The following is a 16,450-nucleotide window of genomic DNA, read 5'->3' as shown; positions in this document are numbered from 1 at the left end:
AGGAGATCACTCTGTTGAAGACCTTCACACTAACCCTGGCGGCCTTGCTGAGCGCTTTCAATGTGGCGGCCGCCGATGCCTTGCGCGTCGCTGCCGACCCGATTCCCCATGCGCAAATCCTCGAATACGTGCAGAAGCTCGACCCGGACCTGAAGCTGAACATCATCGAGATTCCCAGCGGCGTGAACTCCAATGAGTTGCTGGCCCATGGCGATGTCGACGCCAATTACTTCCAGCACCTGCCGTATCTCAAGGCCCAGGAACAGGCGCTCGGCCAGACGTTCGCGGTAGCCGCCACCGTGCATATCGAACCGTTGGGGATCTATTCGCACCGCCACACCCGCTTCGACCAGGTGCCGGACAAAGGCACCGTCGCCGTGCCGAATAACGTCACCAACCTCAGCCGCGCCCTGTACCTGTTGCAAGCCAATGGCCTGATCACCCTCAAGCCGGGCTTCAACGATGCGTCCAAGGACCAGGCCACCCCCAAGGATATCGCCGAGAACCCCAAGCACCTGAAGATCCTGGAAATCGAATCGCCGCAGATTCCCCGGGCGCTGGAGGATGTCGACCTGGCAGTGATCAATGGCAACTTCGCCCTGGAAGCCGGGCTGCAACCGGCCAAGGATGCGCTGGGGCTGGAGAAGGCTCAGGGCAACCCTTACGCAAATATTCTGGTGACCACGCCCAAACTGGCGCAGGACCCGCGCATCCAGCAACTGGCCAAAGACCTGCGCTCGCCGGCGGTGGCCAAGTTCATCAGCGAGAAATATGCCGGTTCGGTGATCCCGGTGGCGCTCGAATGATCGTCGTCGAGGGTGTCAGCAAAACCTACGCCGACGGCCAGCCGGCGGCGCTGGACAACGTGTCGTTGCAGATCGCCGATGGTTCGATCTTTGGCATCGTCGGCCGCAGCGGCGCCGGTAAAAGCACGTTGCTGCGCTGCCTTAATCTGTTGGAGCGGCCGACGTCCGGGCGCATCCTCATGGATGGCCAGGACCTGACCCGGTTAACCGGCAAGGCGCTGCGCCAGCAACGCCAGCGCATCGGCATGATCTTCCAGGGGTTCAACCTGCTGCACTCGCGCAACGTGGCGGATAACGTCGCGGTGCCGTTGGAGATTGCCGGGGTGCCCAAGGCCGAGCGCGTCGCGCGGGTGGCACAGTTGCTGGCGTTGGTTGGCTTGAGCGACAAGGCGGCGGCGTTTCCGTCGCAACTCTCCGGTGGGCAGAAGCAGCGTGTCGGCATCGCTCGCGCACTGGCCGCGCGCCCGGCGTATTTATTGTCGGATGAAGCCACCAGCGCCCTGGACCCGGAAACCACCGCTTCGATCCTGGCGCTGTTGCGCGATATCAACCGGCAACTGGGGGTGACCATCGTGTTGATCACCCATGAGCTGGACGTGGTCAAGGCGATCTGCGACAGCGCGGTTTCCCTGGCGGCGGGGCGCGTGGTGGAAAGCGGCACGCTGCTGCAACTGCAGGCCGACCCGTCCTCGCGCCTGGGCCGTGCGCTGGCGCCCAACCTGCAGGTGGTGAGGGCGGGATGAAAACCGACTGGGATGAAGTTCTCCAACTGCTGCTCAACGCCACCGGCGAAACCCTGTACATGGTGCTGCTGGCGGGGCTGTTCACCTTGTTGATCGGCCTGCCGTTGGGCGTGCTGCTGTTTATCAGCCGCGCGGGTGGGCTGTTCCCGCTGCCAAGGCTCAACCGTGCGTTGGGTGCGGTGATCAACCTCGGGCGTTCGCTGCCGTTTGTGGTGATGCTGATCGCGCTGATTCCGCTGACCCGCCTGATTGTCGGCACCACCCTGGGCAGCACGGCGGCGGTGGTGCCGATCACCATCGGTGCTTTTCCGTTTTTCGCACGCATCGTCGAGACCGCCCTGGATGACGTGGACAAGGGCCGCATCGAGGCGATCGTGGCCATGGGCGGCGATATCCGCCATGTGATTTTCAAGGTGCTGCTGCCCGAAGCCTTGCCGGCGCTGGTGGCCGGGGTCACGTTGACCCTGGTGATGCTGATCGGCTTTTCCTCCATGGCCGGGGTGATCGGCGGCGGTGGGTTGGGCGACTTGGCGATTCGCTACGGCTACCAGCGTTTCAACAACCAGATCATGGTGGTGACGGTGGTGGTGTTGGTGGTGCTCGTGCAGGGCGTGCAAAGCCTGGGGGATCGCTGCGTCAGGTCGTTGGCGCATCGCCGATGAGCCTTTATGTCGATAGTGATCGCGGCTCGCGCACAGCCTTGAGCAACAGCGTTTCGAAGGCTTGTTGCACCCCGGGCCCGTCACTGTGGGCCACATTGAAGCGCATCGAATCAGGCAGCGCCGGGTCGTAGCCGAACAATGCCCCCGGCGCCAGCACCATGTTCTGCTTCAACGCCTCCTGGGCCAACTGTTCGCCGTTCACCCCCGGCGGCAGGCGGGCCCAGATGAACATGCCGCCTTCATACGCCATCGGCAATTGACAGCCGCAGCGCTTGAGCCATTGTTCGACACGCGCACCGGCTTCCAGCAAGCGCTGCACCATGCGCTTGCGGTGTCGGGCGTAACTGCCTTCGCTGAGCATGCGGTAGACGATCTGCTCGAACAGCTCCGAGGTCACGCCGCCGCTCATCAACTTCATATGGGTCAGGTTGGCCGCCAGTTGCGGCGCGGCCACCACGTAGCTGACGCGGGTGTTGGCGCTGAGGATTTTCGAGAAGCCCGACAGGTAGGTGACCTGGTCCAGGCCGGCGATGGTGGCCAGGCGCGGCGGCGGGTTGGGATGCAGGTCGCCGTAGAGGTCATCCTCGACGATATGGCAGTGGTACTGGCGGGTCAGTTGCAGCAGACGAAACGCCTGGCTGGGGCTGAAAGAGTGCCCGGTGGGGTTATGCAACACACTGGTGGTGAGGTACAGGCTGGGGCGATGTTCGGCCAGCAACTGTTCGAGGGCGTCGAAATCGAAGCCATCCGGGCGCCGCTCGATCGTCACCACCTTGACCCCGTGCAGGGCCAGGTTGGCGTGGAAGTTGAAGTAGCAGGGCGCGTCGAGCAGCACCGTGTCGCCGGGGCGGGCGAGCAAGCGCATGAGCATGTCCAGGCCTTGCAGGGTGTTGGGCGTGGTGATGATTTGCTCCACCGGTACCGACAACCCTTCGGCATGCAGTTTGTGTTGCAGTGCCTGGCGCAACGGCAGGAACCCGGCCGGCGTGCCCATCCCGGCAAGGCGCAGCGACGGCGCGCGCACCACGCTACGCATGGCTTGGCGAAGCGCCTCGCTGTTCAGCCACTCCTCCGGCAAATGCCCGCCACCGGGGCGCAGATCTCCATTGACGGTGACCAACGGCCGGCGTAACACGCTGAGCAAGTCCTGGGGCAACAGGTCGACCCAGCTCGTCGAGGCGGCGCGGATGATGTCTGTTGTCACAAAGTGGCCAAGGCCCTGGCTCGAGGTCAACAGGTTGCGCCCGCGCAGGCGGTCCAGCGCTTCGTTGAGGGTGAACTTGCTCACGCCCAGGGTCTGGGTCAGTTCACGCACCGACGGCAACTTGCTGCCGGGCGCCCATTCGCCGTTCTCGATGGCCTGGCTGAACGCCTCGACGATCTGTTGCACCTTGGGTGCGCCAGCCCGAAAGGCGATGGCGGATACAAACATACGGCTTCCTTGTCTTTGCTGGTGGTTTTACCGGTGAAGTAGGGCCGGATTAGGCCTTACTTTACCTGCCCTGCGCAATGCCGCGGCCCTAGACTGCCGGCTATCCGGCCACTTTCCGGCTGTCTTCCCAAGGTCCAAGGCTATGACAAGCGCGTTGACGCTCTCTTCGTTTCTCTACTTTCTGCTGTTTTGCGCCACTGTGACGTTCAGCCCCGGCCCCATGACCTTGCTGCTGCTGAGCCTGGGCTTGAAGGACGGCCTGCGCGGCTCGATCCCGGCGCAGCTCGGCGCCAGTGTGTCGTACCTGGTCTCTATCCTGATCTTTGCCGTGGGTTTCTCGGAGTTGATCAAAGGCAACCTCGCCATCACCCAGGGTATCCAGATGGTCGGCGTCGCCTACATTCTCTACCTGGCCTACAAACAGTGGACCGGCAGCGGCGTGTCCATCGACGGGGTCGTTGCCGTGGAAGGCGCACGCAGTCTGTTCGGCAAGGGCTTGCTGACCGGGTTTTCCAACCCCAAGGCGATCATTATGTTCAGCGCCGTGTTCCCACAATTCGCCGGGGCCGGGGAGCACAACTCGATGGCGGACATCGCTATCCTCGGGCTGACCTTTCTGGTGCTGCAGTTCGCCAGTGGCTGCCTGTATGGCTATTTTGGCCAGCGCATCAAGCCGGTACTGGAAAACCCCCGGCGGCGGGTCTGGTTGCAACGGATCACGGCATTGTTGTTGCTGGGCGTCGCCGCGATGCTGGCGCGGGGCTTTTCCCACTGACGGCGCTGAGCTTACAAGGGGTAGTGGCGATATGCTGTTGCCCTGATAGACTCCAGGCACCTACCCAGGATCGCACCTCACCATGCCAGCCGCCGGAGGAAATGGAGTTCCGCTCGCTACCCGCTTGTACAAAACCCGCACGTTGGGGCTGACACTTGGCTTTGCCTGCGTGGCCTTTGGCATGTCTGCGTTGAACCCACCGCTTTGGGTGTGGGCGTTGATGCTGATCAACGGCTTTGTCTGGCCGCACCTGGCTTATCAATGGGCACGCCGCACCGCCAACACATTGCGTTGCGAGCGCCACAACCTGCTGTTCGATTCGTTTTGCGGTGGCTTCTGGGTCGGTGCCATGCACTTCAACCCACTGCCCAGCGTCACCACGTTGTCGATGATGACCATGAACAATGTGGCCATCGGTGGTCCCCGCTTCATGCTGGCGGGCTGGGTGGCGCAGGCGTTGGGCGTCGGCGTGTCGCTGCTGATCTTCACCCCGGCCTTCATCGGCATGACCAGCCAGGCGCAGTTGTATGCCTGTTTACCGATCCTGATGCTGTATCCGCTGGCCCTGGGCTGGATTTGCTATCGCCAGGCGGTGTCCCTGGCCGGGCACAAGCGTGAGCTGCTGGCCCTGAGTCGCACCGACAGCTTGTCCGGCTTGCTCAACCATGGCGCGTGGAAGGACCATCTGGACATCGAGTTCCAGCGCTGCCACGGCGGGCAGCAGGGCGCGGTGATTGCCCTGATCGACATCGATCATTTCAAAGTGATCAACGACACCTACGGCCATGTCACCGGCGATCTCGTCCTGCGCCAGCTCAGCAAAGTGCTGCGCCAGAACCTGCGCGCCACCGACCTGGCCGGACGCTACGGCGGTGACGAGTTCTGCGTGATCCTGCCGGACGTGCCGCTCAACCGCGCCACGCAAGTGATGGATACCCTGCGCGATCGCTTCAATGCGCTGGCCTATGCCCAGGACCCGACCCTGCGTGTCAGCTTGAGCATCGGCCTGGCGCCTTATCGGGTCGGGCATAGCGATTCGACCAGTTGGCTCAACGATGCCGACCAGGCGTTATACGACGCCAAGAGCAGCGGGCGCAATCGGGTCAGCGCGGTGCAGGGGCCTTGGTTGAGGTCGGTCTAGTGGGACGGCGTCCCCAGCCAGCAAAAACAAACTGAGGACGTGCTGATTGTCCTATGCATAGAACGAACAACGCCGCGGTTGCCGGCTAGTCCCCAAGGCCCTTGGGACTTATGGTGTAGGCACTTTGGAGGTACACCATGAAAAAACTCATCGGCATCTACACCAGCCCCCGCGCCCACTGGGTCGGCGACGGGTTTCCGGTACGCACGCTGTTTTCCTACGACACCCTGGGCAAGCACATCAGCCCCTTCCTGTTGTTGGACCACGCGGGCCCGGCCGATTTCACCCCGACCACACAACGTCGCGGCGTCGGCCAGCACCCGCATCGCGGCTTTGAAACCGTGACCATCGTCTACGACGGCGAAGTCGAGCACCGCGACTCCACCGGGGCTGGCGGCACGATCGGCCCCGGCGACGTGCAATGGATGACCGCCGCCAAGGGCATCCTCCACGAAGAGTTCCACTCCGAAGCCTTCGCCCGTAGCGGCGGGGTGCTGGAGATGGTGCAACTGTGGGTCAACCTGCCGGCCAAGGACAAAATGGCCGACGCCGGTTACCAGACGATTGTCGACGGCGATATTCCGCTGCTGCCGCTGGCCAATGAGGCTGGCCAGCTGCGCCTGATTGCCGGTGAGTTCGCAGGCACCAAAGGCCCGGCGCGCACCTTCACGCCGATCGACGTGTGGGACCTGCGCCTCAACGCCGGCAAGGCGCTGACCCTGGACCTGCACGTCGGACGCAACACCGCGCTGGTGATCCTGCGCGGCACGGTGCTGGTCAATGGCGAAGAAATCGCGCGCCAGGGGCAATTGGCACTGTTTGAGCGCGACGGCACGCAACTGTCTCTGGAGCCCAGCGACGACGCCAGGGTGCTGTTGCTCAGTGGCGAGCCGATCGACGAGCCGATCATCGGCCATGGTCCGTTCGTGATGAATACTGAGCAGGAAATCCATCAGGCGTTTGCTGATTTCCACTCCGGTCATTTCGGGCAGATGCAGCACTGAAAGGTTGACGCCAAGCCTAATGTGGGAGCGGGCAAGCCCCCACATGCGTAATTGCATGGACTTGACCCGTGAGGCCGAGAGTGGTCGTTATGCTGTAAACGTTCGGCGGCGATCATGAGTTCGAACCGGCAGACTCTTCTTTGCGGACATGATCCGTGTGCTTCCTTGGAAAATGCTTACAAGCCTGCCGACGCAACTTTCTATTTTCCGGCTTCTTGGTCAGCTTCGAGAATCAAGCTCGGGGATGGGCCGCGAGCCTTTGCGAACCACCACAGGGCAAATGTCCCAAGAATAGTCGTTAACACGGCCAGAATCAGGATTACGGTCTGGGTGCCCAAGGGCGCAGCTAACAAAGCCACCAGTAAACCTGCCAGAGGCTGGGACATGTTGTTCAGCAGCGTGATCACACCTACCGTCTTACCGAAGTCCTGAGGCGGTATCACCCGCTGCCGGATAGTGCGTATGTAGACGTTGAACATTTTGTCGAAGCCTGCGATCAACAGGAAACCCAGCACATAGCCGAGCAGACTCGGACTCAGGGCGCTGATGAATGCCCCCGTTGCGATCATCGAATATCCGACACCCCCGAGGACTCGCAGAGGCAGCACCACCCGAGCGAGAAGGAACAAGATCACGATTGTTGTCACCGCACCCGCCGCCTGAAGCCCTGCATAGCTATCCTTGCCGGCGCTGTACTGGCCGATCACCATGGCCGCCGAAGTTGCCAAGGTGACACCAACGATCAGGTTGACGCCTACCGCCAGAATGATGATTTTTTTCAATTCCGCCAGGCTACGGATATGCCCAAAAGCGATCCTCAAGGGCTGCAGCCAGATGTCTTGATGCTGCTCGAACACCTCTAGCGTCATACGGCTAAGACGTTGCCACGCCAGCATGCTCATGTCTGCCAGCAGGAACAATCCGGCGATCCAAAGCACCACCCAGTGCCAAGCCCAAACCTCAAGCATCAGTGCCGCCACCAGAGGCCCGAGGACCAGTCCCGCCTGGTCGGCGATCTGGGAGTAGGACAACGTCTTGGTGTAGCTGTAGTGCTGGAAGATATGCGGCATCAGCACTTCGCGAGCCATGATGCCTTGCGTGGTCAGCACCCCGCACAGTGCCGACAGCACCACTACCCAACCGATGCCACCAAAGATTCCGTAGAGCACCACCCCCGGCACACAGAGCAATGCCCGGTAGACCTGACTGATATGCAGGATCTTAATAGGCGGGTACTTGTCGCACAGCGCGCCGCACAGCGGGAACGCGAGAAATCGCGGCAGCGATTCGACGAAAAACGCTAGCCCTGCCCATGAAGCGCTATTGGTGGTCTGGAACACCACCAGCGGCACAATAAACAACAGGATCTGATCCGCCAGCCTCGATAGAAAGAGCGAGATAAAAAAGGCGAGGTAATCCTTACGCATAGGGAACTCCTTTGTGTAAGCGACGAGGCATAGCGGTCTGAAGAAACATCAGTATGAGTTTACAAGGTGTCTAGATAATCCGGCGCGCTGCAAACGCCTGGTCGGTGCTGATGCAATCAGGTGCTCAGATACGGTGCAATTTCCCACCCGCATTTTGCTCCGCGCTATACCCCCACATCCCCATTTCATGCGATCTTCTCGGCATTCACCCTGGAGTCGCCTGGATGCCCTCATTTATCGCTGATCACCCCATGTTGTGCGCCCTGGCGCTGATCTTTATCGACATCGGTGTGTGGCGCTTGATTTCCGCTGAGCTGGCCAATTGGAAGCTGGCGGCGCGGTTGGTGATTTTTGCGGTGTTCAGCGCCGTGTTGTTCAACGACGGCATGAACCCGATGCTCGTCGCGCCGTATGCCGACAACACCGCGCTGCACCTGGCCGCCACCGCGTTGCAGATCGGTTGGTGGCTGTTCGCGGCGCGGACCCTGACGGTGTTGCTCGGCGCGGTGATGATGCAGCGCGTGGGCCACACCGGTCGGCTGTTGCAGGACCTGCTGGGCGCGGTGATTTTCCTGATTGCGATCATCGCCGCCATGGCCTACGTGCTCGACCTGCCGGTCAAGGGCGTGCTCGCCACCTCCGGTGCGGTGGCGATCATCGTCGGCCTGGCGCTGCAAAGCACCCTCAGCGATGTGTTTTCCGGGATCGTGCTCAACACCACCAAGCCGTACCAGCTCGATGACTGGATTTCCATCGACGGCACCGAGGGGCGCGTCACCGATATCGATTGGCGCGCTACGCGGTTGCAGACCTCCCAGGGCAGCATGGCGGTGATCCCCAATTCGTTGGCGGCCAAGGCCAAGATCGTCAACTTTTCGCGCCCGGCGGATATGTTCGGCCTGTCGGTCAGCCTGCAAGTCAGCCCCCACGCCCGCCCGCAGACGGTGATCGAGGCGCTGGAGCGGGCGATGCAAGGGTGCCGGCCGCTGCTGGCCAAACCGGCGCCGAGCGTGGCGTTCAAAACCTCGGCCAGCGACGGCGTGGAGTATGAAATCAGCGGCTTTGTGCCGTCGATGCCGCTCAAGCGCGAAGTGCGCAACCAGCTGTACGACCTGGCTTTCCGGCACTTGCAGGCGGCGGGCGTCGGTTTGCTGTCTGCCACCGAAAGCAGCACGCCGCCGGCGCTGTCGGGGGCGCGGGCGTTGCTGGAGCGCTCGTCGATTTTCTCCACCTTGCGCCAGGAAGAGAAAGACACCTTCAGCCAGAACATGACCCTGCACAGCTACCGTGCCGGCGCGGTGATCCTGCCGGCGGGGGAGGTCAGCGATCATTTGTTTATCGTCGAATCCGGCGTGGTCTCGGTGATGCTGGACAAGGCTGGGCACATGTTCGAAGCCGGGCGCATGGGGCCGGGGGAGGTGATCGGCGAGGCTGGGATCTTGTCCGACGAGGCCACGCTGGCGGACTTTCGCGCCAAGACCTTCTGCACCCTCTATCGCATCGAGAAGGAATACCTCAAGCCGTGCCTGGATGCGCGGCATGACATCGGCGAAGCGATGAAAGCGCTGCTGGATTTCCGCATACATGCGGCGCAGACCCTGACCCAGGAAGCACCGGTGGTGCCGGTGAAGAAGGGGTTCCTGCAGTGGTTGCGCAAGCGCCGGCTGTAGTGCGATCAGGGCGCCGGGGCGAGGCGGCAACGCTCGTCGAAATCCTCGGCCAACTGCGCCAGCGTCACATCCCCCAGCCGCGCCAGTAACAGTGCCTGGGCCTGGTCGAACGCGTCGCTCAGTGCCGCGTTCACTGCCTGTTCCACCAGGCATTGCGGGTGGTCGGTGGACAAGCCGATGGCGAATATCGACGGCGTGCCCAAGGCATTGTGGATATCCAGCAAGGTGATTTCACTCAAGGGTTTGCCCAGGGTCCAGCCGCCCTGATGACCTTTTTCCGAGCGGACATAGCCTTTTTCCTTGAGCAGCCCCAGTGTGCGCCGCACCACCACCGGGTTGGTGCCGAGCATCTGCGCGATGGTCTCCGAGGTGGCGCGCGCTTCATGGCGGTCCATATGGATCAGCACGTGCAGCATGCGCGAGAGGCGGGTGTCGTTTCTCATCAAAAAACCTCAAGTCGATTCGGTCGAAAGTATCCTTCGTAACCCAAAAAGTTGCGAGACACTTGACGTGCTATTTTTACGTAACTTATGGTGTGTCGTGAAAGCGCGCGGATAACCGCGCGCACCTGACAAGGGGCACTTTCATGATGCATGACGTCATTATCGTGGGCGGCAGCTATGCCGGCTTGTCCGCCGGCCTGCAATTGGCGCGGGCGCGACGCAAGGTTCTGGTGATCGACGCGGGGCAGCGGCGCAATCGGTTTGCCGCCACCGCCCATGGCTTTCTCGGCCAGGACGGCCAGGCGCCGGACGTCATTGCCGCCGAAGGTCGCAGCCAATTGATGGAGTATCCGAGCGTCACCTGGGTGCAGGACAGCGTATTACAGGCGGCTACGGCACCGGGCGGCTTCAGGGTGCACACGCAATACAACGGCGGATTCGAGGGGCGACGCCTGATCCTCGCCACCGGGGTGGTGGATGAATTGCCCGCCCTCGAAGGCTTGGCGGAACGCTGGGGCAAGCACGTGTTTCATTGCCCTTACTGCCACGGCTATGAGCTGGATCAAGGCCGCATCGGTGTGTTGGCCACCTCGCCGCTGGCGATGCACCATGCGCTGATGTTGCCGGACTGGGGCACCACCACCTTGTTCACCAACGGCGTGTTCACCCCGGATGCCGAGCAACAGGCGCAGTTGGATCGGCGCGGGGTTCGTGTGGAGCGCACGGCGGTGACCCGGATCAGCGGTGAGCGCGTGGCTCTGGAACTGGCTGATGGCCGCGTGATTCAGCTGGACGGCGTATTCACGATGTCCCGCACTCGCCTCAGCCCCTTGGCCGAGCAGTTGGGCTGTGTGCTGGCCGACGGCCCCACCGGCCCGTACCTGCACACCAACGAAACCCGCCAGACCTCCGTGGCCGGCGTGTTTGCCGGTGGCGATGCGTCCCTTGCCGCCGGTTCCGTGGCGCTGGCGGTGGCCGAGGGCGTGCGCGCCGGGGTGGGCGCGCACGTTTCGTTGATCCACGGTTGAGGCTGGCCGGGCTGGCCGGGATCGGCGCTCAGCGCACCAGGCACGGGCGCTTGTTATCGAAACTCCAACCGGGGATCAGGAACTGCATGGCCACGCTGTCATTGCGCGCACCCAGGCCCATGTCTTTGTAGCGTTCGTGGGCCTGGGCCACCGCGTCCATGTCGATCTCGACACCCAGCCCCGGCTTGGTCGGCACCTGGATGTGACCGTCGACAATCTGCAACGGCGCCTTGGTCAGGCGCTGGCCGTCCTGCCAGATCCAGTGAGTGTCGATCGCGGTGATGTCGCCCGGTGCGGCGGCGGCCACCTGGGTGAACATCGCCAGGGAAATATCGAAGTGATTGTTGGAATGCGAGCCCCAGGTCAGGCCCCATTCATGGCACATCTGCGCCACGCGCACCGAGCCTTGCATCGTCCAGAAGTGCGGGTCGGCGAGGGGGATGTCCACCGATTGCAACTGGATCGCGTGGCCCATTTCGCGCCAGTCGGTGGCGATCATATTGGTGGCGGTGGGCAGGCCGGTGGCGCGGCGGAATTCAGCCATGACTTCGCGGCCCGAATAGCCGTTTTCCGCGCCGCACGGGTCTTCGGCGTAGGCCAATACGTGATGCTGGTCGCGGCACAGGGCGATGGCTTCCTTGAGTGACCAGGCGCCGTTCGGGTCCAGGGTGATGCGTGCGTCGGGGAAGCGCTCGGCGAGGGCCGTGACCGCTTCGATTTCTTCGGCGCCGCGCAACACGCCGCCCTTGAGCTTGAAGTCGTTGAAGCCGTACTTGGCCTGGGCGGCTTCGGCCAGGCGCACGATGGCGTCCGGGGTCAGGGCCGGTTCATGGCGCAGGCGGCACCAATTGTCGCCATCGGCTTCGCTGCGGTAGGCCAGGTCGGTCTGCTGACGGTCGCCGATGTAGAACAGGTAGCCGAGCATCTTCACCGCGTCGCGCTGCTGGCCTTCGCCGAGCAGGGCGGCCACCGGCACTTCAAGGAACTGGCCGAGCAGATCGAGTAGCGCCGCTTCCATCGCGGTGACGGCGTGGATGGTGATGCGCAGGTCGAACGTCTGCAGGCCGCGGCCACCGCTGTCGCGGGCGGCAAAGGTGCGGCGCATGGCATTGAGAATGCTCTGGTACGCGCCGATCGGCTTGCCGATCACCAGGCTGCGCGCGTCTTCCAGGGTTTCGCGGATGCGTTCGCCGCCCGGTACTTCGCCCACGCCGATGTGCCCGGCGCTGTCTTTGAGAATCACGATATTGCGCGTGAAAAACGGCCCGTGGGCACCGCTGAGGTTGAGCAGCATGCTGTCGTGGCCGGCCACCGGGATCACTTGCAGGTGGGTGACGATGGGGGCATGGCTGGCGTGGTGCTGGTGTTCTGTATTCATCAAAACGCTTCCTTATTTGCTCAAGACGGGGGCGGGGTGCAGCACGCTCGGGCTCTGGGCGCCGGGCCGGGTCTTGGCGAAGAACACCAGGATCGCCGCGAGGATCGAGGTGCCGGCCAGCCCATACAAACCACCCTGGATCGACCCGGTGGTCTGCTCCAGAAAGCCGAAGGTGGTGGGCGCGACAAACCCGCCGAGGTTGCCGATGGAGTTGATCAGCGCGATCACCGCCGCGGCGATGCGCGCATCGAGGTAGCCCTGGGGGATCGGCCAGAACAGCGACGATGCCGACTTGAACCCGATCGCCGCAAAACAGATGGCGACAAAGGCAAAGATCGGCCCGCCGGTGGTGGAGAAAAACATTCCCGCCGCGGCAATCAACAGCGCCGTGGCCACCCACGCCTGTTGGTGCTTGTACTTGCCGGCCAGGGCCGCGAACGAATACATGGCGATGATCGAAATCAGCCAGGGAATGGAATTGTAGAAACCCACCTGGATGTCACTCAGGTCGCCCATCTTCTTGATGATGCTCGGCAGCCAGAACGTGGCGGCGTAGATGGTCAGCTGGATGCAGAAATACAGGGCGCAGAACAGCATGATCTGGCGGTCCTTGAGCAGTGTGCCCAGGCTCGGCTTGACGGTGGTGGCGGCGTCACGCTCGCGTTGTTCGCGTTCGATCTCGCCCACCAGCGCGTCCTGTTCGGCGCGGCTGAGCCACTTGGCGTCATGGGGTTTGGAGTCGAGCCAGAACCACACGAAAAAGCACAACAGCACCGAGGCCATGCCTTCGATGATGTACATCCATTGCCAGCCGTGCAGGCCCAGCCCGCTGATTTGCAGCAGCACGCCGGACAGCGGGCCGGAGATCAGCGAGGCCAGGGCCGAGCCGCTGAGGAAGATCGCAATCGCCTTGCCGCGCTCCACCCCGGGCAGCCAGCGGGTGAAGTAGTAGATCACCCCCGGAAAGAACCCGGCCTCGGCCACGCCCAGCAGAAAACGCAGGATATAGAAGTGGGTTTCGTTCTGGATAAAGGCCATCAGCGTCGCGGTGATGCCCCAGGTGAACATGATGCGGGTCAGCCAGATACGCGCGCCGACTTTTTGCAGCAGCAGGTTGGAGGGCACTTCGAACAACGCATAGCCGATGAAGAACAAGCCGGCGCCGAAACCGTAAGCGGCCGCGCCGATGCCCAGATCGTGTTCCATGTGGGTGCGGACAAAGCCGATGTTGACGCGGTCGATGTAGTTGACGATGAACATGATCACGAACAGTGGCAGCACATGCTGCTTCACCTTCTTGATCGCGCGGGCCAGGACGGGGTCGAGGGCAGGCGCAGCTGTCGCAGGGTTGGAAGAGGTCACGGGGTAGAACTCCCACGGATTATTGTTGTGCGGGGATGGGTTCAGGGCTGCCGGGGGTGCCTGGCAACTTGATAGACATCATACAACTGATTTTTTCCGCGTCGCAACGTAAATTTTGGCTGTACGAGCACGCGACAGGGCTGGCGTACCTGTTTACAGGCGCCATAGCGCATAAAATCAATCGCGCCGATACAATCGCAGGCAAATCGGCTCCCGTGAAAACGCGGCGCAGTTGTGGCGGAATTTGTTTGTTGTCATACAAGCAGGTGGTGCAAGGGGATGTTAGTATTGACCGGGCCCAACCGATGGAATGACCGATGCACAACCACACCCCCCGCAAGCGCTCCCAGGGCCTGGCCCATGACATCGTGACCACGCTGACCCAGCGCATTCTCCTCGGCCAACTGGCGCCGGGCGAGAAGCTGCCCTCCGAGTCGGCCATCGTCGGCGAGTACGGTGTCAGTCGCACGGTGGTGCGTGAGGCGCTGTCGAAGTTGCAGGCGGCAGGGCTGGTGGAAACCCGGCACGGGGTGGGCACCTTTGTGCTGGCGCGGGACCAGCGCCAGGGCCTGCACCTGAACCACGACACTGCCGTCAGCGTGCGCGGCATCCTCGAGTTGCGCCTGGGCCTGGAAACCCAGGCCGCCGCCCTGGCCGCGCTGCGCCGCAGCGAGGTGCAGTTGCAGCACATGCGCGAGGCCCTCGACGACTACCAGGCCTCGCTGGCCAACAACGACAGCAGCGTCGAACCCGACGTGCGCTTCCATCAGTTGATTGCCCAGGCCACCGGCAACACCTACTTCACCGATGTGATCCAGCACCTGGGCAACTCGGTGATCCCGCGCACGCGCATCAACGCCGAAGAGCGCGGCGATACCGACCTGATGAAACTCGGCCAGTTGGCCAACCTGGAACACGAGGCGATCCTCAACGCCATCCGTCGCCAGGACCCCGACGCCGCCCGCGCCGCCATGTTGTTGCACCTGAGCAACAGCCTGGAACGCATGACCGGCGAGTAGCAGGGGCATTTTCTTCAATACCCGGCTCGCCGGGGTGTTTACCGTGGCCCCTGTTCATCACCACAACAGGGAACCGCAATGAGCTTGATCCTTTCCATGGCCGCCTTCGCGTTGGCCACCTCCATCACACCGGGCCCGGTGAATGTGGTCGCCCTCAGTTCGGGCGCGCGCTTCGGTTTTGTCGCCAGCCAGAAACATGTGTTCGGTGCCGCCACCGGCTTCACGCTGTTGCTGGTGCTGATCGGCCTGGGGCTGCATGAAGTGCTGCTGCGCTGGCCCATTCTGACCCAGTTGATCCAGTGGGGCGGGGTCGCCTTCCTGCTGTACATGGCCTGGAAACTTGCGGTGGACGATGGCCGGCTGGACGCCGAAGGCACCGCAACGGCGCCGTCGATGCTCTACGGCGCGATCATGCAATGGCTGAACCCCAAAGCCTGGCTGGCCTGCGTGGCGGGGATGGGGTTGTTTGTCGCGGATGGCGACGCCCGGCAAGTGTGGCTGTTTGCGGCGCTCTACCTGGTGATCTGCTACCTGTCGGTAGCCTGCTGGGCCTACGCCGGCACGTTTTTGCGCCGTTACCTCGGCAACGCGCAGGGCGTGCGGGTGTTCAACCGTTCGATGGCCGCGTTGCTGGTGGCCAGTGTGGGTTATTTGCTGATGGCTTGAGCAAGTCGCGGTACTGCCCCGGCGTGGCGGCGAAGTGCAGCTTGAAGGTGCGCTGGAAGTGCGCCTGGTCGGCAAAGCCGGCGGCCAGGGCGACGTCGGCGATCAGTTCGCCGTTGCGCAATTGGGTGCGGGCGAACTGGATGCGCCGGTTCACCAGAAACGCATGGGGCGTCAAGCCGTAATACTGCTTGAAGGCGCGGATCAGATAAGACGGCGACAGCTCGGCCGCCAGGCAGATGTCTTCGAGTTTCAAGGCCTGGGTGCAGTGTTCGCGGATGTATTCGGCGGCGCGTTCCAGTTTGTGATTGACCTCCCGCACCGGCGTGTTCGAAGGGTTCAGGCGCTGCTGCACCTCACTGAAATAACTCACCAGCATGCTCTGTTTTTGCAGGAGTTCGGCGTGCTCATCCAACAGCGTCCGGTACAGCTCGATCAGGCCGTTGTACAGCACCGGGTCGCGGGTATAGGGCGTATTGAACGGTCGATAACCCTGGTCGGTGCTGAAGCCCAACTGGTATTGCAGGTCCGTCAGCCAGGGCGTGTCGAGGTAGAGCATGTGATACGACCAGGGTTGGTCGTGGATCGGGTTGCACGCATGCACATCGCCGGGGTTCATCAGCACCACCGTGCCGGCGCTGATCTGGAAGGTGTCCGCGCCGTAGTGGTAATAGCTGCGCCCGGTGGTGATCGCGCCGATGGAGAAATGCTCGTGGGCGTGGCGGGTGTAGGTGACCTTGCGCCCATCGGCGATGGTCCGCGCTTCGATGAACGGCAAGCGCTCGTCGCGCCAGAAGCGCGGCGCTTGCGCGGGGTGAGTGGCGGTGTTCAGCGACATGGCGGCGGCTCCATCCCTTGGGAGATCGAGGGAGGATCATTGCACAGACTGCCGGGGCC

Annotated in this window: 16 protein-coding genes; 10 read left to right on the top strand and 6 right to left on the bottom strand. The window is 62.8% G+C overall.

All coding sequences use genetic code 11. The features are described from left to right. The first annotated feature begins 11 nt into the window (after nucleotides 1-11). The 3 genes from TU80_RS15100 to TU80_RS15090 are packed head-to-tail and all read left to right on the top strand — an operon-like array spanning nucleotide 12 to nucleotide 2,211. Nucleotides 12-806 (top strand): MetQ/NlpA family ABC transporter substrate-binding protein, encoded by a 795-nt coding sequence (locus tag TU80_RS15100; RefSeq protein ID WP_057004850.1) that lies wholly within the window; start codon nucleotides 12-14, stop codon nucleotides 804-806. After that, nucleotides 803-1,549, top strand: coding sequence for a methionine ABC transporter ATP-binding protein (locus TU80_RS15095; RefSeq protein WP_079443584.1), 747 nt, complete (start codon nucleotides 803-805; stop codon nucleotides 1,547-1,549). Before TU80_RS15100 ends, TU80_RS15095 begins: the two co-directional genes overlap by 4 nt. Beyond that, on the top strand, nucleotides 1,546-2,211 hold the full coding sequence (locus TU80_RS15090; RefSeq protein ID WP_057004814.1) for a methionine ABC transporter permease: 666 nt from the start codon (nucleotides 1,546-1,548) through the stop codon (nucleotides 2,209-2,211). Before TU80_RS15095 ends, TU80_RS15090 begins: the two co-directional genes overlap by 4 nt. 4 nt (nucleotides 2,212-2,215) lie before the next feature. On the opposite strand, the gene TU80_RS15085 is transcribed toward TU80_RS15090, so the two are convergent. Next, on the bottom strand, nucleotides 2,216-3,643 hold the full coding sequence (locus TU80_RS15085; protein WP_046383818.1) for an aminotransferase-like domain-containing protein: 1,428 nt from the start codon (nucleotides 3,641-3,643) through the stop codon (nucleotides 2,216-2,218). 142 nt (nucleotides 3,644-3,785) lie between these two features. Between TU80_RS15085 and TU80_RS15080 the strand changes: the two genes are divergently transcribed. The 3 genes from TU80_RS15080 (at nucleotide 3,786) to TU80_RS15070 (ending at nucleotide 6,563) form a co-directional block, all read left to right on the top strand. Next, on the top strand, nucleotides 3,786-4,418 hold the full coding sequence (locus TU80_RS15080) for a LysE family translocator (protein ID WP_057004813.1): 633 nt from the start codon (nucleotides 3,786-3,788) through the stop codon (nucleotides 4,416-4,418). Between the two features lie 82 nt (nucleotides 4,419-4,500). Next, on the top strand, nucleotides 4,501-5,559 hold the full coding sequence (locus TU80_RS15075; RefSeq protein WP_057004812.1) for a diguanylate cyclase: 1,059 nt from the start codon (nucleotides 4,501-4,503) through the stop codon (nucleotides 5,557-5,559). Between the two features lie 137 nt (nucleotides 5,560-5,696). Then, nucleotides 5,697-6,563 carry a pirin family protein gene (locus TU80_RS15070; RefSeq protein ID WP_057004811.1) on the top strand — a complete coding sequence of 289 codons (867 nt, stop codon included), beginning with the start codon at nucleotides 5,697-5,699 and terminating at the stop codon, nucleotides 6,561-6,563. A gap of 200 nt (nucleotides 6,564-6,763) precedes the next feature. On the opposite strand, the gene TU80_RS15065 is transcribed toward TU80_RS15070, so the two are convergent. Continuing rightward, a complete protein-coding gene (locus TU80_RS15065; RefSeq protein WP_057004810.1) occupies nucleotides 6,764-7,990 on the bottom strand; it encodes an MFS transporter in 1,227 nt (408 codons plus the stop codon). A gap of 224 nt (nucleotides 7,991-8,214) precedes the next feature. On the opposite strand from TU80_RS15065, the gene TU80_RS15060 reads away from it, so the two are divergent. Beyond that, nucleotides 8,215-9,660, top strand: a complete 1,446-nt coding sequence (locus tag TU80_RS15060) for a mechanosensitive ion channel family protein (RefSeq protein ID WP_057004809.1) — start codon at nucleotides 8,215-8,217, stop codon at nucleotides 9,658-9,660. Nucleotides 9,661-9,665: 5 nt separating this feature from the next. On the opposite strand, the gene TU80_RS15055 is transcribed toward TU80_RS15060, so the two are convergent. After that, nucleotides 9,666-10,103, bottom strand: coding sequence for an Rrf2 family transcriptional regulator (locus TU80_RS15055; RefSeq protein ID WP_046383812.1), 438 nt, complete (start codon nucleotides 10,101-10,103; stop codon nucleotides 9,666-9,668). Nucleotides 10,104-10,246: 143 nt separating this feature from the next. Here TU80_RS15055 and TU80_RS15050 point away from each other — a divergent pair, with 143 nt between their 5' ends. After that, nucleotides 10,247-11,131, top strand: coding sequence for an NAD(P)/FAD-dependent oxidoreductase (locus TU80_RS15050; protein WP_057004808.1), 885 nt, complete (start codon nucleotides 10,247-10,249; stop codon nucleotides 11,129-11,131). Between the two features lie 28 nt (nucleotides 11,132-11,159). On the opposite strand, the gene gudD is transcribed toward TU80_RS15050, so the two are convergent. Together gudD and TU80_RS15040 are read right to left on the bottom strand one after the other, a co-directional pair. Beyond that, a complete protein-coding gene (gene gudD, locus TU80_RS15045; RefSeq protein WP_057004807.1) occupies nucleotides 11,160-12,509 on the bottom strand; it encodes a glucarate dehydratase in 1,350 nt (449 codons plus the stop codon). 12 nt (nucleotides 12,510-12,521) lie between these two features. Next, complete coding sequence (locus tag TU80_RS15040; RefSeq protein WP_046383809.1) at nucleotides 12,522-13,871, bottom strand: MFS transporter; 1,350 nt, start codon at nucleotides 13,869-13,871, stop codon at nucleotides 12,522-12,524. 317 nt (nucleotides 13,872-14,188) lie between these two features. On the opposite strand from TU80_RS15040, the gene TU80_RS15030 reads away from it, so the two are divergent. Both TU80_RS15030 and TU80_RS15025 read left to right on the top strand, forming a co-directional pair. Then, complete coding sequence (locus TU80_RS15030; RefSeq protein WP_046383808.1) at nucleotides 14,189-14,890, top strand: FadR/GntR family transcriptional regulator; 702 nt, start codon at nucleotides 14,189-14,191, stop codon at nucleotides 14,888-14,890. 78 nt (nucleotides 14,891-14,968) lie between these two features. Then, nucleotides 14,969-15,556 carry a LysE family translocator gene (locus tag TU80_RS15025; RefSeq protein ID WP_046383807.1) on the top strand — a complete coding sequence of 196 codons (588 nt, stop codon included), beginning with the start codon at nucleotides 14,969-14,971 and terminating at the stop codon, nucleotides 15,554-15,556. Here TU80_RS15025 and TU80_RS15020 read toward each other — a convergent pair. Continuing rightward, a complete protein-coding gene (locus tag TU80_RS15020) occupies nucleotides 15,498-16,391 on the bottom strand; it encodes an AraC family transcriptional regulator (protein WP_046488436.1) in 894 nt (297 codons plus the stop codon). The two genes, TU80_RS15025 and TU80_RS15020, sit on opposite strands and share 59 nt — an antisense overlap. Nucleotides 16,392-16,450 lie beyond the last annotated feature (59 nt).

Source organism: Pseudomonas veronii (genome assembly GCF_001439695.1).
GTDB classification, from domain to species: Bacteria; Pseudomonadota; Gammaproteobacteria; order Pseudomonadales; family Pseudomonadaceae; genus Aquipseudomonas; species Aquipseudomonas veronii.
Note: the sequence above shows the minus strand (reverse complement) of the source record. Positions and strands in the feature narration are given on the sequence as shown.

Excerpts from the sequence above, each read along its gene's own strand:
- TU80_RS15095 (WP_079443584.1), top strand. The coding sequence starts at position 803 with ATGATCGTCGTCGAGGGTGTCAGCAAAACCTACGCCGACGGCCAGCCG.
- TU80_RS15090 (WP_057004814.1), top strand. The coding sequence starts at position 1,546 with ATGAAAACCGACTGGGATGAAGTTCTCCAACTGCTGCTCAACGCCACC.
- TU80_RS15085 (WP_046383818.1), bottom strand. The coding sequence starts at position 3,643 with ATGTTTGTATCCGCCATCGCCTTTCGGGCTGGCGCACCCAAGGTGCAA.
- TU80_RS15080 (WP_057004813.1), top strand. The coding sequence starts at position 3,786 with ATGACAAGCGCGTTGACGCTCTCTTCGTTTCTCTACTTTCTGCTGTTT.
- TU80_RS15075 (WP_057004812.1), top strand. The coding sequence starts at position 4,501 with ATGCCAGCCGCCGGAGGAAATGGAGTTCCGCTCGCTACCCGCTTGTAC.
- TU80_RS15070 (WP_057004811.1), top strand. The coding sequence starts at position 5,697 with ATGAAAAAACTCATCGGCATCTACACCAGCCCCCGCGCCCACTGGGTC.
- TU80_RS15065 (WP_057004810.1), bottom strand. The coding sequence starts at position 7,990 with ATGCGTAAGGATTACCTCGCCTTTTTTATCTCGCTCTTTCTATCGAGG.
- TU80_RS15060 (WP_057004809.1), top strand. The coding sequence starts at position 8,215 with ATGCCCTCATTTATCGCTGATCACCCCATGTTGTGCGCCCTGGCGCTG.
- TU80_RS15055 (WP_046383812.1), bottom strand. The coding sequence starts at position 10,103 with ATGAGAAACGACACCCGCCTCTCGCGCATGCTGCACGTGCTGATCCAT.
- TU80_RS15050 (WP_057004808.1), top strand. The coding sequence starts at position 10,247 with ATGATGCATGACGTCATTATCGTGGGCGGCAGCTATGCCGGCTTGTCC.
- gudD (WP_057004807.1), bottom strand. The coding sequence starts at position 12,509 with ATGAATACAGAACACCAGCACCACGCCAGCCATGCCCCCATCGTCACC.
- TU80_RS15030 (WP_046383808.1), top strand. The coding sequence starts at position 14,189 with ATGCACAACCACACCCCCCGCAAGCGCTCCCAGGGCCTGGCCCATGAC.
- TU80_RS15025 (WP_046383807.1), top strand. The coding sequence starts at position 14,969 with ATGAGCTTGATCCTTTCCATGGCCGCCTTCGCGTTGGCCACCTCCATC.
- TU80_RS15020 (WP_046488436.1), bottom strand. The coding sequence starts at position 16,391 with ATGTCGCTGAACACCGCCACTCACCCCGCGCAAGCGCCGCGCTTCTGG.